This window comes from Frateuria sp., assembly GCF_035943815.1.
Lineage (GTDB): Bacteria > Pseudomonadota > Gammaproteobacteria > Xanthomonadales > Rhodanobacteraceae > Frateuria_A.
Genome location: NZ_DASZBU010000019.1, coordinates 130,113 through 151,902 on the forward strand (window position 1 = coordinate 130,113; position 21,790 = coordinate 151,902).

At 68.3% G+C, this 21,790-nt stretch carries 22 protein-coding genes; 8 read left to right on the top strand and 14 right to left on the bottom strand.

The window, feature by feature from the left end; genetic code table 11:
• The first annotated feature begins 98 nt into the window (after nucleotides 1-98).
• Nucleotides 99-287: a hypothetical protein gene (locus tag VGU65_RS14360; protein ID WP_327476826.1), complete on the top strand. Its 189-nt coding sequence runs from the start codon at nucleotides 99-101 to the stop codon at nucleotides 285-287.
• 21 nt (nucleotides 288-308) lie between these two features.
• On the opposite strand, the gene VGU65_RS14365 is transcribed toward VGU65_RS14360, so the two are convergent.
• Together VGU65_RS14365 and VGU65_RS14370 are read right to left on the bottom strand one after the other, a co-directional pair.
• Nucleotides 309-1,040, bottom strand: coding sequence for an anti-sigma factor (locus VGU65_RS14365; protein ID WP_327476827.1), 732 nt, complete (start codon nucleotides 1,038-1,040; stop codon nucleotides 309-311).
• Entirely contained in the window at nucleotides 1,037-1,528 is a 492-nt protein-coding gene (locus VGU65_RS14370) for an RNA polymerase sigma factor (RefSeq protein WP_327476828.1), read from the bottom strand. Before VGU65_RS14370 ends, VGU65_RS14365 begins: the two co-directional genes overlap by 4 nt.
• Before the next feature lie 118 nt (nucleotides 1,529-1,646).
• Here VGU65_RS14370 and VGU65_RS14375 point away from each other — a divergent pair, with 118 nt between their 5' ends.
• Nucleotides 1,647-2,885 carry a S8 family serine peptidase gene (locus tag VGU65_RS14375; protein ID WP_327476829.1) on the top strand — a complete coding sequence of 413 codons (1,239 nt, stop codon included), beginning with the start codon at nucleotides 1,647-1,649 and terminating at the stop codon, nucleotides 2,883-2,885.
• A gap of 105 nt (nucleotides 2,886-2,990) precedes the next feature.
• Complete coding sequence (locus tag VGU65_RS14380) at nucleotides 2,991-4,016, top strand: hypothetical protein (RefSeq protein WP_327476831.1); 1,026 nt, start codon at nucleotides 2,991-2,993, stop codon at nucleotides 4,014-4,016.
• Between the two features lie 105 nt (nucleotides 4,017-4,121).
• Here the strand turns inward: VGU65_RS14380 and VGU65_RS14385 are convergent, their stop codons facing one another.
• From VGU65_RS14385 to miaA, 7 genes are all read right to left on the bottom strand, one after another.
• Nucleotides 4,122-5,414: an adenylosuccinate synthase gene (locus tag VGU65_RS14385; protein ID WP_327476833.1), complete on the bottom strand. Its 1,293-nt coding sequence runs from the start codon at nucleotides 5,412-5,414 to the stop codon at nucleotides 4,122-4,124.
• Between the two features lie 53 nt (nucleotides 5,415-5,467).
• Entirely contained in the window at nucleotides 5,468-5,653 is a 186-nt protein-coding gene (locus tag VGU65_RS14390) for a DUF2065 family protein (protein WP_327476835.1), read from the bottom strand.
• 5 nt (nucleotides 5,654-5,658) lie between these two features.
• A complete protein-coding gene (hflC, locus tag VGU65_RS14395) occupies nucleotides 5,659-6,525 on the bottom strand; it encodes a protease modulator HflC (RefSeq protein ID WP_327476837.1) in 867 nt (288 codons plus the stop codon).
• Complete coding sequence (gene hflK, locus VGU65_RS14400; protein WP_327476839.1) at nucleotides 6,522-7,562, bottom strand: FtsH protease activity modulator HflK; 1,041 nt, start codon at nucleotides 7,560-7,562, stop codon at nucleotides 6,522-6,524. Before hflK ends, hflC begins: the two co-directional genes overlap by 4 nt.
• A 304-nt stretch (nucleotides 7,563-7,866) precedes the next feature.
• A complete protein-coding gene (hflX, locus tag VGU65_RS14405; protein WP_327476841.1) occupies nucleotides 7,867-9,174 on the bottom strand; it encodes a ribosome rescue GTPase HflX in 1,308 nt (435 codons plus the stop codon).
• A 168-nt stretch (nucleotides 9,175-9,342) separates the two neighbouring features.
• Entirely contained in the window at nucleotides 9,343-9,612 is a 270-nt protein-coding gene (gene hfq / locus VGU65_RS14410; protein ID WP_327476843.1) for an RNA chaperone Hfq, read from the bottom strand.
• A gap of 141 nt (nucleotides 9,613-9,753) precedes the next feature.
• Nucleotides 9,754-10,692: a tRNA (adenosine(37)-N6)-dimethylallyltransferase MiaA gene (miaA, locus tag VGU65_RS14415; protein WP_327476845.1), complete on the bottom strand. Its 939-nt coding sequence runs from the start codon at nucleotides 10,690-10,692 to the stop codon at nucleotides 9,754-9,756.
• Between the two features lie 180 nt (nucleotides 10,693-10,872).
• Here miaA and VGU65_RS14420 point away from each other — a divergent pair, with 180 nt between their 5' ends.
• The 3 genes from VGU65_RS14420 (at nucleotide 10,873) to kbl (ending at nucleotide 13,627) form a co-directional block, all read left to right on the top strand.
• Nucleotides 10,873-11,124, top strand: a complete 252-nt coding sequence (locus VGU65_RS14420) for a hypothetical protein (RefSeq protein ID WP_327476847.1) — start codon at nucleotides 10,873-10,875, stop codon at nucleotides 11,122-11,124.
• A 173-nt stretch (nucleotides 11,125-11,297) separates the two neighbouring features.
• On the top strand, nucleotides 11,298-12,332 hold the full coding sequence (gene tdh / locus VGU65_RS14425; RefSeq protein ID WP_327476849.1) for an L-threonine 3-dehydrogenase, zinc-binding type: 1,035 nt from the start codon (nucleotides 11,298-11,300) through the stop codon (nucleotides 12,330-12,332).
• Between the two features lie 101 nt (nucleotides 12,333-12,433).
• Nucleotides 12,434-13,627: a glycine C-acetyltransferase gene (gene kbl / locus VGU65_RS14430; protein WP_327476851.1), complete on the top strand. Its 1,194-nt coding sequence runs from the start codon at nucleotides 12,434-12,436 to the stop codon at nucleotides 13,625-13,627.
• Between the two features lie 45 nt (nucleotides 13,628-13,672).
• Here the strand turns inward: kbl and VGU65_RS14435 are convergent, their stop codons facing one another.
• The 3 genes from VGU65_RS14435 to VGU65_RS14445 all read right to left on the bottom strand — a co-directional run bounded on the left by VGU65_RS14435 (nucleotide 13,673) and on the right by VGU65_RS14445 (nucleotide 17,502).
• Nucleotides 13,673-14,434 carry a pseudouridine synthase gene (locus VGU65_RS14435; RefSeq protein ID WP_327476853.1) on the bottom strand — a complete coding sequence of 254 codons (762 nt, stop codon included), beginning with the start codon at nucleotides 14,432-14,434 and terminating at the stop codon, nucleotides 13,673-13,675.
• 135 nt (nucleotides 14,435-14,569) lie between these two features.
• Nucleotides 14,570-15,718: an OmpA family protein gene (locus VGU65_RS14440; protein ID WP_327476855.1), complete on the bottom strand. Its 1,149-nt coding sequence runs from the start codon at nucleotides 15,716-15,718 to the stop codon at nucleotides 14,570-14,572.
• A gap of 332 nt (nucleotides 15,719-16,050) precedes the next feature.
• On the bottom strand, nucleotides 16,051-17,502 hold the full coding sequence (locus VGU65_RS14445) for a bifunctional 2-methylcitrate dehydratase/aconitate hydratase (protein ID WP_327476857.1): 1,452 nt from the start codon (nucleotides 17,500-17,502) through the stop codon (nucleotides 16,051-16,053).
• Nucleotides 17,503-17,847: 345 nt separating this feature from the next.
• On the opposite strand from VGU65_RS14445, the gene VGU65_RS14450 reads away from it, so the two are divergent.
• The gene (locus VGU65_RS14450) at nucleotides 17,848-18,528 is read left to right on the top strand and encodes a TerC family protein (RefSeq protein ID WP_327476859.1); all 681 of its coding nucleotides are present in this window, start codon (nucleotides 17,848-17,850) and stop codon (nucleotides 18,526-18,528) included.
• A 130-nt stretch (nucleotides 18,529-18,658) separates the two neighbouring features.
• Here VGU65_RS14450 and prpC read toward each other — a convergent pair whose 3' ends face one another.
• Together prpC and prpB are read right to left on the bottom strand one after the other, a co-directional pair.
• Entirely contained in the window at nucleotides 18,659-19,804 is a 1,146-nt protein-coding gene (gene prpC / locus VGU65_RS14455; RefSeq protein WP_327476860.1) for a bifunctional 2-methylcitrate synthase/citrate synthase, read from the bottom strand.
• Between the two features lie 97 nt (nucleotides 19,805-19,901).
• A complete protein-coding gene (gene prpB, locus VGU65_RS14460) occupies nucleotides 19,902-20,789 on the bottom strand; it encodes a methylisocitrate lyase (RefSeq protein WP_327476862.1) in 888 nt (295 codons plus the stop codon).
• 282 nt (nucleotides 20,790-21,071) lie between these two features.
• On the opposite strand from prpB, the gene ahpC reads away from it, so the two are divergent.
• On the top strand, nucleotides 21,072-21,635 hold the full coding sequence (gene ahpC, locus VGU65_RS14465; RefSeq protein ID WP_327476864.1) for an alkyl hydroperoxide reductase subunit C: 564 nt from the start codon (nucleotides 21,072-21,074) through the stop codon (nucleotides 21,633-21,635).
• Nucleotides 21,636-21,790 lie beyond the last annotated feature (155 nt).

Consider the following 21,790-nt stretch of genomic DNA (forward strand, 5'->3'; position numbering starts at 1 on the left):
CCCCGCGTGTCCTTCCCCATCCCGCGACCGACTGCAGACCGAGAACGCCCGCCATGCCAAACGCACTGAAACTGCGCTGCAACCAGTTGGAGCGCTCCATGCGCACTCTCCATGACGAATGCGAGCGCCTGATGCGCGAGAACGCGATGCTGCGCGAACGCATGCAGGGCTACGGGACCGGCCGGACCGCACAGCGCATCGACGACGAACTGGCCCGTATCGCCGCCGGCCCCGAGCACGACGCCGATACGTACGTCATCCGCGCCTCGTCGATACGGATGTACTAGGAACTAAGCCTTTTCGCCCGGCTAGCGCCAGCCGGCATCGCGCGCCGCACGCTCCTGCCGCGCATCGAAGACCTCGCCGCTCAGGCGCGCATCCACCGCGGCCTGCACCTGCGGCGACAAGCCGCTCGCAGCCTGGCGCAGCTCGCCGCCCTGCGGCCGGGCGGCCGGGACGAGCACCGGCAGCGACCAGCCCGCGTCGCCGCGACAGGCCAGCCCGGCACGTGCGGGCGGAGTGCGCAGGACGAACGTGCGGCAGACCTGTCCATCGGAGCTGCGGAAGCTCAGGCCTATGGCGACGGCGGCGCGTGCGTCCGGCTCGCTCGCCAGTGCGTGGTCGAGCGCGCGCTCCAGTCCGCCGGCGGCAAACGCGCGGCCGTCCTGCATGCGTACCATCGCACTGCCGGTTCGCCACCACCACAGGATTGCGGCGGCAAGCACCACCGAGGCGGCCAGCGCGACACTGGCCGCGCGCCAGCGGTGCCCGCGCCGACGCATGGCCTCGGCGCGATGCCCGCCCCCGGAACGAACGCGTTGCCCGCGCGGCTGCAAAAGCGCGGACAGCCGCTCCGGCACCGGCTCGTCCAGCACAGGGTCGAACGCGTCGCGCAAACGCGCGCGCACGGCGCGCGCCTCGCGCACGCGTCGGGCAAGTTCCTCATCGTGGCCCAGCGCGGCGTCGATGCGCGCTGTCGCCGACGGGTCAAGTTCGCCGTCCACGTAGGCCTGCAGCGTTTCTTCGTCGATCCGGTTCATTCGTCGTTCCCCAGATGGGCCTGCAAGGCGGCGCGAGCGCGCGCCAGGCGGCTGGTGACGGTGCCCACCGGCACCTCCAGCAAGGCCGCGGCCTCGCCGTAGGACATGCCCTCGACCAGCACCAGGGCCACCACTTCGCGCTGGTCGGGTGGCAACGTGGCCAGGGCCATCGCCAGTTCCAGCTGCTGCGCGGGCTGCATACCGGTGCCGTCGGCCACCAGCTCGCCTTCATCCTCCGGCACGAACAGCCGCTGCGAACGGCCACGCGCGCGCAGTTCGTCCCGCCAGGCGTTGCGCGCTATCGCGAACACCCATTTGTCCAGCGCGTCGCTCGGGCGCCACTGCGCGGCGCGGGCCAGCGCGCGTTCCAGCACCAGCTGGACCAGGTCGTCGGCGTCGGGGCCCCGCCCCGCCAGCGCGCGTGCCAGCCGGCGCAGGCGCGGCAGCAGCAGGATCAATCCTTCGCGCACGGCGTCGTCCGAAATCACGCATCACCTTCCATTACGTCCAGGGAGACCGATTCCTTCCCTCGCTCACGTCTGCGCGGTTCGAGGGCGTAAAGCGCGGCAATGCTAGCATCCGGCTCCACCGTTCCCGGGGCCGGCCGTGTACACGTATCGCCATTTCGTCATGCTCGTCCTGCTGCCGGCCGTCGCGATGGCGGCGATGCGCCCGCAGCCTGCGCAGGCGCAGGTGCACGGCGTGCTGCACGATCTGCCGGGCGTGCAGGGCGCGCCGTTGCCCGGCGCCCTTCCCGGATCCGGCCTGCAGGGTGTCGATGATCTGCTGCGCCATCCGCTGGCGGGCACACGGCGCCTGCAGATCGATGCGCTGCTGCACAAGCAATCCAGGCGCGTCGATGTCGACGCGCAAGGCGCACCTGTGCTGCGCGGCGAGTTCCTCGCCCTGGGCCTCTCCGGCTCGCAGCTCGATGCGGTGCAGGCACAGGGCTTCACGGTGGCTCGCCAGACATCGGCCGACACGATGCTCGGATTGGACCTGGTGGTGCTGCACGACACCCGCGAACGCAGCACGACCAGGGCCATGCGCGCCCTGCAGCAGGCCGCGCCAGGCGCGACGTTCGCCTACCAGCACCTCTACCTGCCCGCGGGCACGGACGCGCCCGTACAGGCGCTGCCCTCCCCGCCGTCCTCCGACAAGGCGCTTCGACGCATAGGGCTGGTCGACGCGGGCATCGACCCGGCCGATCCTGCCTTGATCCACGCGCGCGTCGAACAGCATGGCTGCAAGACGGCGAACGTCTCGCCGCACGGCACCGCGGTCGCCGCCCGCCTCGTCGCCGGCGACACGGACACGCTGTACGCCGCCGACCTGTGGTGCGGCGACGCGGTCGGCGGCGCCACGTCGAACCTGGTGGAGGCGTTGGCATGGATGGCGCGCGAGCAGGTGCCGGTGATCAACATCAGCCTGGTCGGTCCGGACAACCCGGTGCTGGCGCGCGCGGTGCAGGCGATGCTCGCGCGGGGGCACGTGCTGGTCAGCGCGGTCGGCAATGACGGGCCCGCTGCGCCGCCGCTGTATCCGGCGGCCTACCCGGGCGTGATCGGGGTCGGTGGCGTCGACGCGCGCGGCCGCGTGCTGCCCGAATCCGCCGCCGGCGAACAGGTGGACTTCTGCGCCTCGGGCATCGTCGGCGAAGGCCGCGACGCGCTGCGCGGCACCTCGTTCGCCTCGCCGATCGTGGCGCGCATGGCCGCCCGGCTGCTCGATGCGCCCCACGCAGGCGCGGCCGCCGAGGTCCAACAGCAGTTGATCGGGCAGGCCCACCATCTGGGCACGCCGGGCCATGACCCTCGCTGCGGCTACGGCGTGCTGTCGCCCTGAAGCTGAACGAACGCCGAGGGTCGGCGGACGCCAGGGAAGGATCGCCCCGCCGCGGACGTAAAGGACCCTGGAAGCCGCGGATCGGCCGCAGGCAGGAGGTCCACCATGCGCAACACGACCCTCAGCAACACGACCCTCAGCAGCAGGCCCCTCGTCACAGCCCTGGTCGCCGGCGTGTTCGCCCTCGCCGCGACGGCGTCGGCGCACGCCCAGGTGCTGGGCCGCGGTTCGCTCGCCGGCGGCCTCGCCGGCGGGCTGGGCGGCCAGGTCCGGTCCACCATGGGCCAGATGGATGGCCAGATCGGCGGCTCCATGCACGGCACCGGCATGGGCGACATCGGCCCCGGCTTCGACCCGCGGGCCGCCGAGCGGCGCGCGGAGCGCCTGCACCAGCGGGCCGCCGCCACGGCCGCTTCGGCGACGGGCGTTGCCGCGCACGCTACCGGCCCGCTCGATGACCAGACGGCCGCCCACGCCGCAGCCGGCCTCGCCGGCGCCACCGGAGCCACCGGAGCCGGCGCAGACAACCAGGCCGAGTTGGATGGGACGGCGAAACTCGCTTCGTCCGCGGCCGGCGCAGTGGATGCCTCGGGCGTGCGCCGGACGCTGACGGACACGGCGGGTCAGGCAGCCGGCCAGGGGCGTTCGGGCGTCTCGACGGCCAAACGCGATGCTCATGGCACCCTGGCCAGCGCGCGCCAGGGCGCCGGCAACGCCTACGCCGCGGCCAAGGGTTCGGCCGAACATGCCGCCGATGCCGGCCTGGGGGAAGTTCGCCACGCCGACGACGTTGGCGCGCAGCCGTCCCTGACGGCCGGCGCGCTCGGCGCGAATCTCGCGAACGATGCATCCGGAACGGCACCGGCCGGTCAGACGGCCAGCAAGCCCGGCTCGCTGCCGAAGCTCCCAGGCATGACGCGCAATGTGGGCGATATCCCGGCCGGCGCATCGGGGGCGGCCAACGGCGATGCGAACGCCAAGGCGGGCTCGGATGAATCGACCCGCTCGACCCACGCCCGCGGTCACGCGGCTGCTCAGGCCAGTGCCCAGGGCTCGACCCGCGATGGCCTAGCCACCTCGGCCCACGCCGATGGCTCAGGCAGCGCCAGCGTGAACGCGCGAGGCCATTGACCGCGGACTGCGCAAGTCGGCGACCTGATGCCAAGGACGGCACCGGCCCCGTGCGACGGGAAAAAAGAAGGCCCCGCTGAGCGGGGCCTTCTTCGTCGCTTGCGATCAGGCGAATGGATCGTCCAGCACGATGGTGTCGTCGCGGTCGGCGCCCGTGGCCACGATGGCGAGGCGGCAGCCGGACAACTCCTCCACCGCGCGCAGGTAGGCGCGCGCCGCGGCCGGCAACCTGTTCCAGTCACGGATGCCGGCGGTGGATTCCTCCCATCCCGGGAACTCCAGGTACACCGGCTTGCACTCGGCCCAGCCGTCGGCGTCCAGCGGAGCCAGCTCGCGGCGCTTGCCGCGGTACTCGTACGCCACGCAGACCTTGATGCTGGGCAGGCCGTCGAGCACGTCCAGCTTGGTGATGGCCAGGCCGTTGATGCCGTTGATCTGCACGGCGCGCTTGAGCGCCACCAGATCGATCCAGCCGCAGCGGCGCGGACGGCCGGTGCTGGCGCCGAACTCGTTGCCGACCTTGCGCAGGCGCTCGCCCATCTCGTCCTCGAGCTCGGTGGGGAACGGTCCCCCGCCCACGCGCGTGGCGTACGCCTTGCAGATGCCCAGCACGTAGTCGATGTCGCCCGCGCCCACGCCGGTGCCGGCCAGCGCGCCGCCGACGGTGGTGTTGGACGAGGTGACGTACGGGTAGGTGCCGTGGTCGATGTCCAGCAGTGCGCCCTGCGCGCCCTCGTACAGGATGTTGCCGCCTTCGCTGCGCACGTCGTGCAGGATGGTGGCCACGTCGTCGACCAGCGGACGGATGTACTCGCCCCAGGCCAGCGCGTCCTCGAGCACCTTCCGGTAGTCGACCGGCTCGGCCTTCAGCCACTGGGTCAGGATGAAGTTGTGGTACTCGACCGCGGCCTTGATCTGCGCCGGCAATTCGTGTGGATACATGAGGTCCGCCACGCGGATCGAGCGGCGGGCGACCTTGTCCTCGTAGGCCGGACCGATGCCGCGGCCCGTGGTGCCGATCGCGCTCTTGCCGGCGGCGGCCTCGCGCGCCTTATCCACGGCGATGTGGTAGGGCATGATCAGCGGCGTCGCCGGGCTGATCTTCACGCGCGAACGCACGTCCACGCCCTGCCCTTCGAGCTCGGCGATCTCGTTGATCAACGCCTCGGGCGAGAGCACCACGCCATTGCCGATCAGGCACAGCGCGTCGTCGCGCAGGATCCCCGAGGGGATCAGGTGCAGCACCGTCTTCTTGCCCTTGATCACCAGCGTGTGGCCGGCGTTATGGCCGCCCTGGAAGCGCACCACCGCGCTGACCCGCTCGGTCAGCAGGTCGACGATCTTGCCCTTTCCTTCGTCGCCCCACTGGGCTCCAAGAATGACGACTGACTTGCCCATGAAAGTTCTCGCTCGTTGGGTGCTCCACGCAGGAGCCGTGGGTTAGGAAAAAATCAGCGGATCAGCTGCAGCGCAGCCAGACCGGCAATGACCGCGACCGCACCGCCCAGGCGCAATGTGCGTGGCCTCAACTCCAGCGCCTGGCGCACCATCGACTGCCACTGGCGCGGCGCCGCGAACAGCACCAGGCCCTCGAGCACCAGCACCAGGCAAAGCGCGACGAAGAGGTCGTGCGGCATGGCTTTCAGCGCTTGCTGGCGCTGTCATTGAAATAACGCAGCAGCTCCGAGTCGGGCTTGAGCACGAGCGTGCCTTTGCCGTCGGCGAAACCCTTCTTGTACGCCGACAGGCTTCGATAGAACGCGAAGAACTCCGGATCCTGACCATAGGCCTGCGCGTAGACGCCCGCCGCTTCGGCATCACCCTGGCCGCGCACCGTAGCCGCATCGCGCTCGGCGTCGGCGCGCAGCACCTGGCCCTGGCGGTCGGCGTCGGCGCGGATCTTCTCCGCCTGCTCCTGCCCGGTATAGCGCAGTTCGTTGGCCAGCTGCAGGCGCTCGGCGCGCATGCGCTTGTACACCGACTCGCTGACCTCCTCGGGCAGGTCGATGCGCTTGATGCGCACGTCGACCACGGCGATGCCGAGGTTCTTGCGCGCGGCGGCGTCGGTCTGCCTGAGCACGCGCTCGGTGATGTCCTTGCGGCCGCCGGCGATCAGGTCCTGCAAGGTGCGCGAGTTGAACTCGAAGCGCAGCGCATCCTTCACCACCGGCGCGAGGCGCTGCGCCGCCTGGTTGGCGTCACCGCTGGTGGCGCGGTAATAGGCGGCGTTGTCGGCCACGCGCCACTTCACGTAGAAGTCGACGTTGACGCTCTTCTTCTCTGAAGTGAAGTAGCGTTCCGGCGGCGCGTCCAAGCCCTGGATGCGGCTGTCGAAACGCACCACCTGCTGGATCAGCGGCGCCTTCACGTGCAGGCCGGGCGCGTAGTCGGTCTGCACGATGCGGCCGAACTGCAGCAGCAACGCGCTCTGCCCTTCGCGCACCACGAACGCGCTGTTCAGGCCCAGCAGCAACACCAGCACAGCGATCACGAGCCAGACGTACTTCATGGCTGGTTCTCCTTGCCGGCGCCGTCATCGGTCGCGGCGGTGGCGGCGGTCGTCGTGCTGGCCGCCGGGGCCGGCGGGAGGTTGACGATGGTGCGGCCGTTGGAGGCGTCGATCACCTTGCGGTTGCCGGCCATCACCTGCTCCATCGTTTCCAGCCACAGACGCTTGCGGGTGACTTCCGGCGCCGCCTTGTACTGCGCCAGCAACAACTGGAACTGCTGCGCATCGCCCTGCGCATGGGCGATGCGCGCAGCCTTGTAGCCGGCCGCCTCCGCGGCGATGCGCGCGGCGTCGCCGCGGGCCACCGGGATCACCTTGTTGGCGTAGGCAAGGGCGCCGTTCTCGATGCTCTGCTTGTCCTCGCGTGCCTTGTTGACGTCGTCGAAGGCGTCCTTGACCTCGGCCGGCGGCGCCACGTTCTGGAAGCTCACCGCGGTCACCTGCAGGCCGCAGTGGTAGCTGTCGAGGGTCTTCTGCAGGGCCTTGCCCGCCTCGTCGACGAGCGCGGCGCCTTCGCCGGAAAGGATGGTGTCCATGTCGCTGCGGCCGATCACCGAGCGCACCGCGGCCTCGGCGGCCGCGGCGATGGTGCTGTCCACGTCGTCGACCGCGAACAGGTAGGCGCGTGCGTCGCTGACCTGGTACTGCACGGTGAAGTCGATGGTGATGATGTTCTCGTCCCGCGTGAGCATCCGCACGCTGTCCTGCAGCGAGCGCACGCGCGTGGTTTCCACCTTGGTCACCGTCTCGACCGGCTGGGGCAGCTTGAAGTGGAAACCGGGCGGCAGCGTGCGTGCGTACTGACCGAAGCGCAGCACGACGCCGGCCTGGCGGGCATCGACGATGGTGTAGCTGCTCAGCAGCAGCCAGGCGAGCACCAGGGCGAGCACGATGGTGACGATGCCACCCGGGCCGCCGTGCTTGCCCAGTCGGGCGCGCAGGCGCCTGAGCGCATCCTCCAGGCCGGGCTTGTTGCCGCTGGGGCGCTTGGTGTTCCACGGATCGCGTTGGCCGCTGCCGGGCTCGTTCCAGGCCATGTCAGTCTCCTCGGGACAAGGGGCGGGCCGGCAGCGGGCGCCGGAAATCGCGTTGCAGGGGATGGGGCATGGAAGGCGTTCGTCCGGTCGTTGGGCCGCGGCGTCGGCTGGCGCGCGCGGTGTGGCCACGTGCGCGCGTTGACGCCGCACAAACGCTGCGTAGTCTAGCAGAGGCTGTTGCGCCGGGCTTCCCGCAAGACTGAGCCGTTCGCCTTCGGGAGAGCAATCGACGCAGCGGCCGACATGGATCTCGCCATCGGAGCGCGCGCAGACGTGCCGACACACGGAGCGGAGCCCCGTTTCGCTAGGGCGAGTCCGGCGAGCCCAGCAATCCGCGCAACAACGCCGCTTCCTGCGGGCTGCCGCCGCCCAGCGGGGCGATCACGCTGCGTGGTGCGTCGATCTGCAGGTGCCAGCCATGTTCGTCGACCGATTCCCTGGCAATCGCACCGGCAGCACGCAGGCGTGCGTGCAGGCGTCCGGCCGACAGCGGCAACTGCAGCTCGGTGCGCACGCGCTCGCCGCCAAGCAGCTCGCCCAGCGCCTGGCGCAGCAGATCCAAGCCTTCGCCGGTGGCCGCACTGAGCCAGACCTGCGCCGGCCGACCCTCTCCGTCGCGCACGATCTTCGGGACCGCGCCGGCCAGGTCGATCTTGTTCATCACGTGCAGCTGCGGCACCCCGCCGGCGCCGATCTCGTCAAGCACGCTGTCGACCACGCGATGCAGGCGCTCGCGCTCCTCGTCGGCGGCATCGCTGACGTGCAGCAGCAGATCGGCATCGCGCGCCTCGGCCAGGGTCGCGCGGAAGGCCGCAACCAGGTCGTGCGGCAGCTCGCGGATGAAGCCCACGGTATCGGCCAGCACGGCCGGACCGCAGGACAGGTCCTCGATCTTGCGCACGGTCGGATCGAGCGTGGCGAACAGCAGGTTGGCGGCGAACACCTCGCCTTCGGTCAGCGCATTGAACAACGTGGACTTGCCGGCATTGGTGTAGCCCACCAGCGCAACGCGCGGCACCGTGTTGCGCAGGCGCGCGCGACGCTGCTGGGTGCGCTGGGTCTGCACCTTCTCCAGCCGTTTGGTGAGCATCTTCACGCGCTCGCCCAGCAGGCGGCGGTCGGTTTCCAGCTGGGTCTCGCCCGGGCCGCGCAGGCCGATGGCGCCGCCGCGCTGGCGCTCCAGGTGGGTCCAGCCGCGCACCAGGCGGGTAGCCAGATGCTTGAGCTGGGCCAGCTCCACTTCCAGCTTGCCTTCGTGCGAGCGGGCGCGTTGGGCGAAGATGTCCAGGATCAGTCCGGCACGGTCGACCACCCGCACGGCCAACAGCTTCTCCAGGTTGCGCTCCTGCACCGGAGTCAGCAGATGGTCGACCAGCACCACGTCCGCCTCGGTGGCGCGCACCGCCTCCGCCACTTCCTCCGCCTTGCCGGTGCCGATGTAGTAGCGGGGATTGGGGTCTTCCATCCGCGCGCTCACGCTGGCGAGCACTTCGGCGCCGGCGGAGCGCACCAGCTCGGCGAACTCCTGCGCACGGCGAACCGTGTCGCCGTCGCCCCGGCTGTGCGGCAGGACCAGTACGGCGCGCTCGCCCTTCTTTTGTCTATCGAACACTAGGTAGGAATGGCCTGGCGGAAACGATTCAGGCCGCCGGCGCCATGCCCGCGGCAAAGAGGCGACATTGTATGCCGATCACCGTATGCGCAAGGCATGCGCCCAGGACGGCGTGACGGGCCGCTGGCGGGCGAGGCAGCCCGCCGGCGACGCGGCATGCATACACCTTCAGTCGTCGCCCTCGGCCTGTTCAGCATGCGCGTCGGCGTGCGCGTCATGGCCGTTGCCCATGCGCACGTTGCGGCTGGGCACCACGGTGGAGATGGCGTGTTTGTAGACCATCTGGCTCACCTGGTTGCGCAGCAGCACCACGAACTGGTCGAACGATTCGATCGTGCCCTGCAGCTTGATGCCGTTCACCAGGTAGATGGCGACCGGAACGCGCTCGCGGCGAAGCGCATTGAGAAACGGATCCTGCAAAGACTGCCCTTTGGACATGTTGTTTTACCCCCTCGCGAACCATCGCGGGCCGGAGAAAAGACGCGCTAGCGGCGACCGGCCCAAGTCGACGGGATATTAACCGCTTTTAAATGGCGGGCGGAAGCCAGGCGCCGGGACGTACATCGCAGTTGGCGGGCTCTACAGAAAAAGTTCCAGGGCATCGCTCGCGCGCTCGACCAGATCAGGAAGCTCCGGGTCCAGCACGCGCGCGTCCATCTCCGAACGCAGCCAGGTGATTTGCCGCTTGGCCAACTGGCGGGTGGCGAAGATGCTCTTGTCGCGGAACGCCGACGTGCCGGTGGCAGCCTCCAGATGCTCCCAGGCCTGGCGGTAGCCGACGGCGCGCAGGGCCGGCAGGTCCGGATGGAGGTCGCCGCGCCCGCGCAACGCACGCACTTCGTCCAGGAACCCGGCGGCCAGCATGGCATCGAAGCGCCGCGCGATGCGCGCATGCAGTTCCTGTCGCTCGGTCGGCACCAGCGCGAGCTTGAGCACGCGCCACGGGAACGGGCCGCCGGTGCCGCCGGTCTGCTGCTCCGACAACGGCCGGCCGGTCAGTTCGATCACCTCGAGGGCGCGCTGAAGGCGCTGGGCATCGTTGGCCCCGATGCGGGCAGCGGCAGCCGGATCGAGCCCCGCCAGCCGGGCATGCAAGGCCGGCCAGCCGCGGGCGGATGCTTCGTCGGCCAGCCTGGCGCGGATGGCCGGCGCGGCATCGGGCAGCGCCGAGAGGCCGCGCTGCAGCGCGCGGAAATACAGCCCGGTGCCGCCGACCAGCAGCGGCACACGGCCTTGCGACCGGATGCGCCCCATCGCCTCGAGCGCATCGGCCCGGAAATCGGCAGCCGAGTAGGGTTCGGACGGATCACGCAGGTCCAGCAGCGCGTGCGGATGCCGTGCCCGCGTTTGTGCATCCGGCTTGGCCGCGCCGATGTCCAGTCCGCGGTAGACCAGCGCGGAGTCCACGCTTACCAACTCCAGCGCGAAGCGCTCGCGCAAAGCGCAGGCCAGCGCGGTCTTGCCCGACGCCGTCGGGCCCATCAGGAACACGGCTAGGGGGCGCGCATCGGCAGGCATCGGTCCATTGTAGGCGGCACGGGCGCGCGCTCCAGCGCGACGCGGCTGTGGCGGGCGGTTCGAACCGGGTGACCCCGGTCACGTTCCCGGGGGTACTTCGCCCACTGCCCCGGCGGCGGCTTGCCTGCGCGCTGCCGCTGGCGCACCATCGGCATACAGCGACCACATAGAATTCACGCAATGGCGCACCCTATCGACGCCGAACACGACCATGAAGGTGGGCCAGGGGCCGTCGTCAGCCTGCGACCGCAAGCCACTCAGCCCACGTCACGTACCCGACCGGCGTCGCAACCGCTTCCCATCGATTCCGCGCAGGAAGCGCCGCAGCCCGGCGGCAAGCGCCTCTGGGACAAGAACAATTTTGGCTTCTGGCTGGCGGTGTGCATCGCGATCAGCCTGGTCTTCTCCATCGTTTACCACGCGCTGGCCTGAGGCCAGGCGCAACCAACCAAGCCGCGCCTCGGGGGGCGGCTTTTTTGTGCCCGGCGAACGCTCGCGGCCCTGGAACCATGACTCGCGGCGTCGCATTTGAGCCGCCGCCGGATGCACCGGCATATAATTGCCGTTTCCCCTACCGCATCCGGCCCCTGGCCGATGGATAACCCATGCAGCAGACGATGAAGGCCCTGGTCAAGCGCAAGCCCGAGCAGGGCATCTGGATGGAAGAGGTAGCGGTCCCGCAGATAGGCCCCAACGAGGTGCTGATCAAGGTGGAGAAGACCGCCATCTGCGGCACCGATCTGCACATCTACAAGTGGGACGAATGGTCCCAGCGCACGATCAAGCCTGGCCTGACCATCGGTCACGAGTTCGTCGGCCGCATCGCCGAACTGGGCACCGCCGTCACCGGCTATAAGGTCGGCGACCGCGTTTCCGCAGAGGGCCATATCGTCTGCGGGCATTGCCGCAACTGCCGCGCCGGGCGCCAGCATCTGTGCCCCAACACCGTGGGGATCGGCGTCAACCGCAACGGCGCATTCGCCGAGTACGTAGCGGTGCCGGCATCCAATCTGTGGCCGATCCCGGACCAGATCCCCAGCGAGCTGGCCGCGTTCTTCGATCCTTACGGCAACGCGGCGCACTGCGCGCTGGAGTTCGATCTGATCGGCGAGGACGTGCTGATCACCGGCGCCGGCCCGATCGGCGTCATCGCAGCGGGCATCGCCAAACACGTGGGCGCGCGCAACGTGGTGGTCACCGACGTCAACGACTACCGCCTCAAGCTCGCCGCCGACATGGGTGCCACCCGCGTGGTGAACGTGTCCAACCAGTCGCTCAAGGACGTGGTCAAGGACCTGCACATGGAAGGCTTCGACGTGGGCCTGGAGATGAGCGGCAACCCGCGCGCCTTCAACGACATGCTCGAAGTGATGTACCACGGTGGCAAGGTGGCCATGCTCGGCATCATGCCGCGTGGCGCGGGCATCGATTGGGACAAGGTGATCTTCAAGGGCCTCACCCTGCAGGGCATCTATGGCCGGCGCATGTACGAGACCTGGTACAAGATGACCCAGATGGTGCTGACGGGCTTCCCGCTGCAAAAGGTGCTGACCCACCAGATCGCCATCGACGACTTCCAGAAGGGCTTCGACCTGATGGATGCCGGACAGTGCGGCAAGGTGGTGTGTTCCTGGACCTGAGCCGGGCTAACTACCCCGCCCGCCTTGTCCTTTAGCCGGACGGCATTCCCGCGAAAGCGGAACGCCGCGGCTCTGTCGCTGCCCTCAAGTTGGAGACCACCGTGACCTACACCGCCCGCGACCGTTACGCCACCGAACTGGACGCCATCCGCGACCAGGGACTGTTCAAGGGCGAGCGCATCATCGTTTCGCCGCAGTCCTCGGAAATCGAGCTGGCGGACGGCCGCAAGGTGCTCAACTTCTGCGCCAACAATTACCTGGGCCTGGCCGACCACCCGGACGTGATCGCGGCCGCCAAGGAGGCGCTGGACACGCACGGCTTCGGCATGGCCTCGGTGCGCTTCATCTGCGGTACGCAGGACCTGCACAAGCAGTTGGAGGCGAAGATCGCCGAGTTCTTCGGCACCGAGGACACCATCCTCTACGCCGCCTGCTTCGATGCCAACGGCGGCCTGTACGAACCGCTGCTGGGCGAGGAGGACGCGATCATCTCCGACGCGCTCAACCACGCCTCGATCATCGACGGCATCCGTCTGTGCAAGGCCAAGCGCTTCCGCTACGCCAACTGCGACATGGCCGACCTGGAGAAGCAGCTGCAGGCTGCCGACGCCGCCGGTGCGCGCACCAAGCTGATCACCTCCGACGGCTCGTTCTCGATGGACGGCTTCATCGCGCCACTGGACAAGATCACCGCGCTGGCCGAGAAGTACGGCGCCATGGTGCACATCGACGAATGCCACGCCACCGGCTTCCTGGGCGCCACCGGTCGCGGCTCGGCCGAGGTGCACGGGGTGATGGACAAGGTCGACATTTTCACCGGCACGCTGGGCAAGGCGCTCGGCGGTGCGCTGGGCGGCTTCACCACGGGGCCCGCGGAGGTGATCGAGCTGCTGCGCCAGCGCTCGCGGCCGTATCTTTTCTCCAACTCGCTGCCGCCACACGTGGTGGCCGCAGCGATCAAGGTGTTCGACATGCTGGTCTCCGCCGGCGAACTGCGCACCCGCGTGCAGGAGAACACCGCCTACTTCCGCGAACGGATGACCGCCGCCGGCTTCGACATCAAGCCGGGCGTGCACCCGATCGTGCCGGTGATGATCTACGACGCGCCCAAGGCGCAAGCGATGGCCACCGCGCTGCTGGAGGAAGGCATCTACGTCACCGGCTTCTTCTATCCGGTGGTGCCGCAGGGTCAGGCGCGCATCCGCACGCAGATGAGCGCGGCGCATACCCGCGAGCATCTGGACCGGGCGATCGCAGCGTTCACCAAGATCGGCAAGAAGCTGGGCGTGATCTGAATTCACGGCCCCCTTCCGCTCCGGGAGGGGGCCGATCCTGCGGGATCAGGGCGCAGCGCGCAACGCCTCGACCTCGTCCGCGGCGAGGTGGCGCCATCGGCCCTTGGCGAGGTCGCCAAGGCGCAGTCCGCCGATGGCTACGCGCACCAGCCTCAATACGCCGATGCCGTGCGCAGCGAGCAGGCGCCGGATATGCCGGTTGCGCCCCTCGTCCAGCACGATCTCCAGCCAGGCGTTCTTCTCGCCGGCGCGCAGCAGCGCTACCCGACGTGCGGCCAGCCATTCGCCCTGATCTGACACGCCGTCGCCGAGCCCGGCCAACAGCCGCGCGTCCGGCACGCAATCCACCTGCACGTGGTAGGTCTTCTCGCGATGCGTGGCCGGATCGGTGATGCACGCCGCCCATACCGTGTCATTGCTTAGCAGCAGCAGCCCTTCGCTGGCCTTGTCCAGCCGCCCGACCGGCCCCAGCCACGGCAATCCCGCCTCGGCGAGGGCGTCATAGACGGTGGCGCGGCCACGCTCGTCGGCCGCGCTGACCACCAGGCCACGGGGCTTGTTGAACATCAGGTACACCGGCGCGGTGTCGCCGACCGGCTGGCCGTCGACGGTGATCCCGCCCTGCCCTTGCGCGACCGGGTATTCGGGATTGCGCATCACACGCCCATCCAGGGCCACGCGGCCTGCCCGGATCCACTGCTCGGCCTGGCTGCGCGAGCACACGCCCCGCTTGGACAGCACGCGCGCCAGGCCGTGGCGTGCTGCGCCACGTGCGGGAGCGGATGGGGGGCGGGGCGGCGTAGGCATCGGGCAAGCGTATCGGCCGCAGCCGAACTGCGGCAAGCGTTTACCACTGATGCACCGCTTGCCGGTCGCCTGGATGCCGACAAAGAAAAAGCCCGGCCGGAGCCGGGCTTTTCCGTGTTGCTGGTGCCGGTCCGGTTACTGCTGGACCTGCAGCTCCGTGCGGCGGTTGCGCGCGCGGCCCGAGTCGGTGTCGTTGCTGTCGATCGGGTCGGCCTTGCCGTGGCCGATCGGGCCTTCCAGGCGGCTGGCGTCGATGCCGTGCGAGGTCAGGTAGTCGTACACGATCTTCGCGCGACGCTCGGACAGCGACTGGTTGTAGGCGTCGGTGCCTACCGAGTCGGTGTAGCCGGCGACGGTCACGTGCACCTGCGGGTAACGCTGCAGGGTGTCGACGGCCTGGTCGAGGATGGCGATCGAATCGGAGCTCGGCTCGGCAAGGGCCTTGCCGATCTCGCTCGCAGCCACGTGCCCCTTCTTCGGATAGTCGAACTTGAAGTTCACGCCACGCAGGTCGATCACGACCTTCTGCGGGCAGCCGTCCGGACCGACGATGGTGCCGGCCGGGGTGTTCGGGCACTTGTCCTCGCAGTCGTTGACGCCGTCGTGGTCGCTGTCCTTGGTGGAGCAGTCGTTGGCGGGCGCCGGCGGCGGCGCCGCGGCAGGCTGCGGGGCAGCAGCCGGCTCGCCGAAGCGCGAGACGATGCTGAAGCCAAGGAACCAGTCGCCGTAACCGCTCTTGGCCGGCTGGCTCTTGTTGTCCCAGTCGTAGCGGTAACCGGCTTCGACGCGTACGTCGGAGCTGTCGGTGATGGTCTTGGACACGCCGCCGCCCAGCTCGGCCGCCGGCGCCCAGCCGTGATCGCCCAGGTTCTGGTGATGGCTGCCCATCAGGCCGGCGAGCAGGTACGGACGCCAGGCATTCCATTCACCCGCATAGAAACGTGCGGCCACGCCGACATTGTTGTTGGACCACTTGCCACCGCCCACCGCGGTGTCGCGGGTACGCTTGGTGCGATCGACGAACAGGTCGATCGAAGCATTAGGAGCGATGAAACGGCCGACACCCAGGCCATAGTAGAACTGGCGGCTGTTGGTGTTGCGATCGGTATCGTTGTAGTAGCCGCCGATGGTCGGAGCGATGTACCAGCGGCCGTCATAATTGCCGGTGCTGGTGGTGGCGGCAGTGTCGCTGGCGGGAGCAGCAGCAGTGTTGTCCTGCGCGTGAACGGCACCTACGCCGCCCAGGGCCAAGGCAATAAGAAAATACAAGCCCTTACGTTTCATCAGGTGTCTCCTTCATTTATTGGTGTTCGCAGCCGTTTCACCTCGCACGGACCGCGCGTCAAACTCACTTTGACTTTCGGAAGCTTGAGCCGCCCCCTCGCTTTCGTCCCTACGGGCAAGCGGCAGGATTGTAGCAAAACCGTTAAGTCGTTCACGAGTGTCCGGGTTCCCTGGTGAGGCCTTGTTCAGCAAAGCCCTGACTCCCATTGCCGCCCGAACGGCGTGGAAACAGCGTGAAAACGAGAAAACCCGGCGTGGAAGCCGGGTTTTCGCTGAGAATTGCAAACACCAGCCTGGCTGCATTGCAGGCGGTGGCCGGTGCCTATTCGTATTTAAAGCGTGAATAAGCCCAGGAAGCGCTGGATGGGCATGGCATCCAAAGTGGCAGGATCGGCCGTCGCTTCCAATATCGCCTTGACCCGGTGCGCCGGTAGATGGCCTCGCAGCGCCGCCTCGAATTTCTTCAGCAGCACCGGGATGCCTTCGGCGCGGCGCTTGCGGTGACCGATCGGGTAATCGATCGAGACCTTTTCGGTGGAAGAACCATCCTTGAAGAACACCTGCAACGAATTGCCGATGTAGCGCTTGTCCGGGTCGAAATAATCCTTGGTGAACTGCGGGTTCTCACGTACTTCCATCTTCTCGCGCAGCGCATCGATGCGCGGATCGGCGGCGACGTCGTCGTTGTAGTCCTCCGCGGTCAGGCGGCCGAAGATCAGCGGCACGGCGACCATGTACTGGATGCAATGATCGCGGTCGGCGTAGTTGGCCAGCGGGCCGGTCTTGTCGATGATGCGCACGCCCGCCTCCTGCGTCTCGATCACGATCTTCTCGACCTGGTCGAGCTTGCCGGCCACCTGCGCGTGCAGTTGCATGGCGCACTCCACCGCGGTCTGCGCGTGGAACTCGGCGGGGAAGCTGATCTTGAACAGCACGTTCTCCATCACGTAGCTGCCGAAGGGCCGCTCGAATTCGAACGCGTTGCCCTTGAAGGCGACGTCGTAGTAGCCCCAGGTCTTGGCGGTCAGCGCCGACGGGTAGCCCACCACGCCGCGGTAGACCGCGTTGATCGCATGGGTCACCGCGCGGCGGCAGGCGTCGCCGGCGGCCCAGCTCTTGCGCGGCCCGGTGTTGGGCGCATGGCGGTAGGTGCGCAGTGCGCCGTTGTCGATCCAGCTGTGCGACACGGCGGTGGTGATCTGTTCCTTGCTGCCGCCGAGCATGGCGGTGGCGACCGCGGTGGAAGCCAGGCGCACCAGGATCACGTGGTCCTGGCCGACGCGGTTGAAGCTGTTCTTCAACGCGTAGCAGCCCTGGATCTCGTGCGCCTTGATGGCATAGCCGAGCACGTCGCGCACGGTGAACGGCTGGCCGCCTTCGCGTTCGGCCTTGCGGCTGAGGTAGTCGGCCACCGCGAGGATCGCGCCCAGGTTGTCCGACGGGTGGCCCCACTCGGCGGCCAGCCAGGTGTCGTTGAAGTCCAGCCAGCGGATCTGCGTGCCGATGGCGAAGGCGCCCTGCACCGGATCGAGCTCGTGGCTGGTGCCCGGCACGCGGGTGCCGCCAGGCAGGTTCGCGCCCGGCACCAGCGGGCCGAGATGCTTGACGCACTCGGGAAACTTCATCGCCAGCATTGCCGTGCCTAGCGAATCAAGCAGCATGTAGCGCGCGGTGTCGTAGGCCTCCTTCGACTCGATCCGGTGGTCGGCCACGTAGTTGGCGATGTCGACCATCGGCTGGTCGGGATCGGGACGGACGGCGGAACGGATGTCGTGCGCACTCATGGAGGCTTCTCGCGGGAGGAAAAACCGCGATTGTATCCGCCCTCCGCGCGACTGCTCCATCTTCCCTCCACGAACGGGACGGGAGGGGGGAGGCGCGCCCGAAGCCCTGGCAGGCAAAGTCTTGCGCTTGACCGCTATCGGCATCGCCCCGACAATTCCCGCACACCCAAAGGGGAGTAGTTCCGAAGCCGCGCTTGCGCGCGCTTCGTGCGGTGATCGTCATCACGGGCCGCCCTTCCGCCCCGGTCACCACGGCGAACATTCGCGAACGAGACTTTTGCGGTGGCGACGGACCCTTGCGCGTGTCCGCCGCCATCGCCATGAGTCACGCGCGACGGAACCCCCATGGACCTCAGCGGCACCGACTTCCTTTCCGGCCTCGCGGCCATCGTCCTGCTCGACCTCGTCCTCGCCGGCGACAATGCGATCGTGATCGCGCTTGCCGCGCGCAACCTGCCCCGCTCGCTGCAGCGCAAGGCGGTGTTCTGGGGCACCTTCGGCGCGGTTGCCGTGCGGGTGGCGCTCACCGCGATCGTGGTCTATCTGCTCAAGCTGCCGGGCCTGATGCTGGCGGGCGGCCTGCTGCTGCTGCCGATCGCCTGGAAGCTGCTCAAGCCCGAGGGCGACTCCGGACATGCCGTCGACCCGGCCGACAGCTTCTGGGCAGCGCTGCGCACCATCATGGTGGCCGACGCGCTGATGGGCCTGGACAACGTGCTGGCCATCGCCGGCGCGTCCAAGGGCCACCTGGGCCTGGTCGTGCTGGGCCTGCTGATCAGCGTTCCGCTGGTGGTGTGGGGCTCGACGCTCATCCTCAAGCTGATCGAGCGCTTTCCAGTGATCGTCTACCTGGGCGCGGCAGCGATCGCGTGGACCGCAGGCCGCATGATCGCCCACGACCACCTGCTCAGCGGCTGGTTCGATGCGCGGCCTGCCCTCGGCTACGGGCTGGACGCGCTGCTGATCGTGGCCATCTGCGGTGGCAGCTGGCTGGCACGGAGCCGCAAAGCGCGCGCGCGCGGATAGGCGGACGAAGCGAGCGCTGGAAGCGCTGCTTCACCAAGGCCGATCGTCCGCTGCTTCGTCCAGCCGCGCGCGCAGCGGAACGAAAGAGGGAGCCTCGCGGCCCCTCTTTCGTTCCAGCGCGGCGTGCGGCTCAGCGCTTCTCGATCGGCACGTAGCTCTGGTCTTCCGGACCTGTGTAGTTGGCGCTCGGGCGGATGATCTTGCCGTCCTGGCGCTGCTCGATCACATGCGCGCTCCAGCCGGAGGTGCGCGCGATCACGAACAGCGGCGTGAACATCGCCGTGGGCACGCCCATCATGTGGTAGGCGCTGGCCGAGTACCAGTCGAGGTTGGGGAACATCTTCTTCAGTTCCCACATCAGCTTCTCGATGCGCTCGGATACCTCGAACAGGGTCGGGTTGCCGCCTTCGGTGCAGAGCTTGCGCGAGATCTCCTTGATGATCTCGTTGCGCGGATCGGACACCGTGTACACCGGGTGGCCGAAGCCGATGATGATTTCCTTTCTCTCCACCCGCGCGCGGATGTCCGCCTCGGCATCGGCCGCGCTGCGGTAGCGGGCAATGATCTCCATCGCCACCTCGTTGGCGCCGCCATGCTTCGGACCGCGCAGCGCGCCGATCGCGCCGGTGATGGCCGAGTACATGTCCGAGCCCGTGCCGGCGATCACGCGCGCAGTGAAGGTGGACGCGTTGAACTCGTGCTCGGCATAGAGGATCAGCGACTTGTCCAGCGCCTGCGCGTGCAGTTCGCTCGGCGTCTTGCCGTGCAGCACGTGCAGGAAGTGCGCGGCGATCGAGTCGTCGTCGGTCTGCGTCTCCACGCGCTTGCCGTTGTGGCTGAAGTGGTACCAGTACAGCAGCATCGAGCCGAAGCTCGCCATCAGGCGGTCGGCGATGTCGCGTGCGCCGGTGAGGTTGTGATCCTCCTTCTCCGGCAACACGGTGCCCAGCACCGAGCAGCCGGTACGCAGCACGTCCATCGGGTGCGTCGCGGCAGGCAGCAGTTCCAGCGCACCCTTGACCGGCGCCGGCAGGCCGCGCAGGCGCTTCAATCTGGCCTTGTAGTTCTGCAGCTCGGTCCAGTTGGGCAACCTGCCGTACACCAGCAGGTAGGCCACTTCCTCGAAACAGCCCTTGGCGGCCAGGTCATGGATGTCGTAGCCGCGATAGTGCAGGTCGTTGCCGCTGCGGCCGACCGTGCACAGCGCGGTGTTGCCGGCCGGCACGCCGGACAGCGCCACGGATTTCTTCGGCTTGGGGAGGGTTTGCTCGCTCATCGGGAATCTCCTTAAGACTTGCGGATGCGGGCGGAGCCTGCAGCCCGCCCACGCGAATGGCTGCAGGCCGGCTGACGGCCTGCGGGTGAATGGCCGGTCAGCCCTTGCCGTCGGCGAACAGCGCGTCGAGCTTGTCCTCGTAGGCGTGGTAGCCGAGAAAGTCGTACAGCTCCTCGCGCGTCTGCAAGGTATCGATGATGCCCTTCTGCGTGCCTTCGCGACGCACGGTCTCGTAGAAGTTGAGCGCCGCCTTGTTCATGGCGCGATAGGCGCCGCAGCAGTACAGCGCGATGTCCACGCCAGCCGAGCCCAGCTCCGCGGTGGTGAAGAACGGCGTGGAGCCGAATTCGGTGAGGTTGGCCAGAATCGGCACCTTCACCGCCGCCTTGAAGCGGCGGTAGTCCTCCAGCGTCTTCATCGCCTCTGGAAAGATCATGTCGGCGCCGGCCTCGACGTAGGCGCAGGCGCGTTCGATCGCCGAGTCGATGCCTTCCACCGCGGCTGCGTCGGTGCGCGCCATGATCACGAAGCCCGGGTCGGTGCGCGCGTCGACCGCCGCCTTGACGCGGTCGACCATCTCAGCCTTCTGCACCACTTCCTTGCCCGGCCGATGGCCGCAGCGCTTCTGGCCGACCTGGTCTTCCATGTGCACGGCGGCTACGCCGATGCGCTCGAAGCTCTTGATGGTGCGCGCGATGTTGAAGGCGCCGCCCCAGCCGGTATCGATGTCCACCAGCAACGGGAGCTGCGTGGCATCCACGATGCGGCGCGCGTCGGTGAGCACGTCTTCCATCGTGCTGATGCCCAGGTCCGGCATGCCCAGCGAGTTGGCCGCCACACCGCCGCCGGAGAGGTAGAGCGCTTTGTAGCCGACGCGCTTGGCCATCAGGCCGGCGTAGGCGGTGATCGCGCCCATCACCTGCAGCGGCTGCTCGGCGGCGAGGGCGGCGCGGAAACGTGCGCCGGGGGATGCTTGGCTTGCCATGTCGCCTCCGTGGGGAAAAGGCGCATTTTAGCCTAGTGGCAGGCCGGGCTCGTCCACGCCCAGGCAGGGGAACCGGCGAAGCGGCGGCGGCTCGTTGCCGCGAACGCAACGCCGCCGGCGATATCGTGGCCCCCGTGACGCTGCCCGCCACCACGGCACGCTGGCGCCTGGCCGTGTCGCCGATAGCCTACGTCAATCACTACGATCCCGACAATCAATTGGATCGATCGGTCCGGGTGCCCTACCCTTGCCTGGTCAACCAACCCAAACGAGGAGACAGCGATGTCCTTGATCAACACCGAAGTCAAACCCTTCAAGGCGCAGGCCTTCAAGAACGGCAAGTTCATCGAGGTGACCGATGCCGACCTGAAGGGCAAGTGGTCCATCGTGTTCTTTTACCCGGCCGACTTCACCTTCGTCTGCCCGACCGAGCTGGAAGACCTGGCCGACCATTACGCCGAGTTCCAGAAGCTGGGCGTGGAAGTCTATTCGGTGTCCACCGACACCCACTTCTCGCACAAGGCATGGCACGACACGTCCGACGCGGTGAAGAAGATCCAGTACACCATGATCGGCGATCCGACCCACGCGATCTCGCGCAACTTCGACGTGCTGATCGAATCCGCCGGCATCGCCGACCGCGGCACCTTCGTGATCGACCCGTCGGGCAAGATCCAGATCGTCGAGCTCAATGCCGGCGGCATCGGCCGCGACGCCTCGGAGCTGCTGCGCAAGGTCAAGGCCGCGCAGTATGTCGCCGCCCATCCGAACGAGGTCTGCCCGGCCAAGTGGAAGGAAGGCGAGAAGACCCTGGCGCCGTCGCTGGACCTGGTCGGCAAGATCTGATCGGCCTGATCTGATCAAGTCGATCGACCGGCACATCCTGGTCGACCGCACGACCGGAGTCCGGGCGTCCGCGCCCGGACTCCCCAGGCGGCACCCGACCGGGTGCTTGCAGCAGCGGCCTGGGCCGCATGGTGCCTGTCCCGGCGCCTCCCCCT

What these genes read in the sequence shown, in the direction of transcription:
- VGU65_RS14360 (WP_327476826.1), top strand. Translation starts at nt 99, where the DNA reads ATGCGCACTCTCCATGACGAATGCGAGCGCCTGATGCGCGAGAACGCG.
- VGU65_RS14365 (WP_327476827.1), bottom strand. Translation starts at nt 1,040, where the DNA reads ATGAACCGGATCGACGAAGAAACGCTGCAGGCCTACGTGGACGGCGAA.
- VGU65_RS14380 (WP_327476831.1), top strand. Translation starts at nt 2,991, where the DNA reads ATGCGCAACACGACCCTCAGCAACACGACCCTCAGCAGCAGGCCCCTC.
- VGU65_RS14385 (WP_327476833.1), bottom strand. Translation starts at nt 5,414, where the DNA reads ATGGGCAAGTCAGTCGTCATTCTTGGAGCCCAGTGGGGCGACGAAGGA.
- VGU65_RS14390 (WP_327476835.1), bottom strand. Translation starts at nt 5,653, where the DNA reads ATGCCGCACGACCTCTTCGTCGCGCTTTGCCTGGTGCTGGTGCTCGAG.
- hflC (WP_327476837.1), bottom strand. Translation starts at nt 6,525, where the DNA reads ATGAAGTACGTCTGGCTCGTGATCGCTGTGCTGGTGTTGCTGCTGGGC.
- hflK (WP_327476839.1), bottom strand. Translation starts at nt 7,562, where the DNA reads ATGGCCTGGAACGAGCCCGGCAGCGGCCAACGCGATCCGTGGAACACC.
- hfq (WP_327476843.1), bottom strand. Translation starts at nt 9,612, where the DNA reads ATGTCCAAAGGGCAGTCTTTGCAGGATCCGTTTCTCAATGCGCTTCGC.
- miaA (WP_327476845.1), bottom strand. Translation starts at nt 10,692, where the DNA reads ATGCCTGCCGATGCGCGCCCCCTAGCCGTGTTCCTGATGGGCCCGACG.
- VGU65_RS14420 (WP_327476847.1), top strand. Translation starts at nt 10,873, where the DNA reads ATGGCGCACCCTATCGACGCCGAACACGACCATGAAGGTGGGCCAGGG.
- tdh (WP_327476849.1), top strand. Translation starts at nt 11,298, where the DNA reads ATGCAGCAGACGATGAAGGCCCTGGTCAAGCGCAAGCCCGAGCAGGGC.
- VGU65_RS14435 (WP_327476853.1), bottom strand. Translation starts at nt 14,434, where the DNA reads ATGCCTACGCCGCCCCGCCCCCCATCCGCTCCCGCACGTGGCGCAGCA.
- VGU65_RS14440 (WP_327476855.1), bottom strand. Translation starts at nt 15,718, where the DNA reads ATGAAACGTAAGGGCTTGTATTTTCTTATTGCCTTGGCCCTGGGCGGC.
- VGU65_RS14445 (WP_327476857.1), bottom strand. Translation starts at nt 17,502, where the DNA reads ATGAGTGCGCACGACATCCGTTCCGCCGTCCGTCCCGATCCCGACCAG.
- VGU65_RS14450 (WP_327476859.1), top strand. Translation starts at nt 17,848, where the DNA reads ATGGACCTCAGCGGCACCGACTTCCTTTCCGGCCTCGCGGCCATCGTC.
- prpC (WP_327476860.1), bottom strand. Translation starts at nt 19,804, where the DNA reads ATGAGCGAGCAAACCCTCCCCAAGCCGAAGAAATCCGTGGCGCTGTCC.
- prpB (WP_327476862.1), bottom strand. Translation starts at nt 20,789, where the DNA reads ATGGCAAGCCAAGCATCCCCCGGCGCACGTTTCCGCGCCGCCCTCGCC.
- ahpC (WP_327476864.1), top strand. Translation starts at nt 21,072, where the DNA reads ATGTCCTTGATCAACACCGAAGTCAAACCCTTCAAGGCGCAGGCCTTC.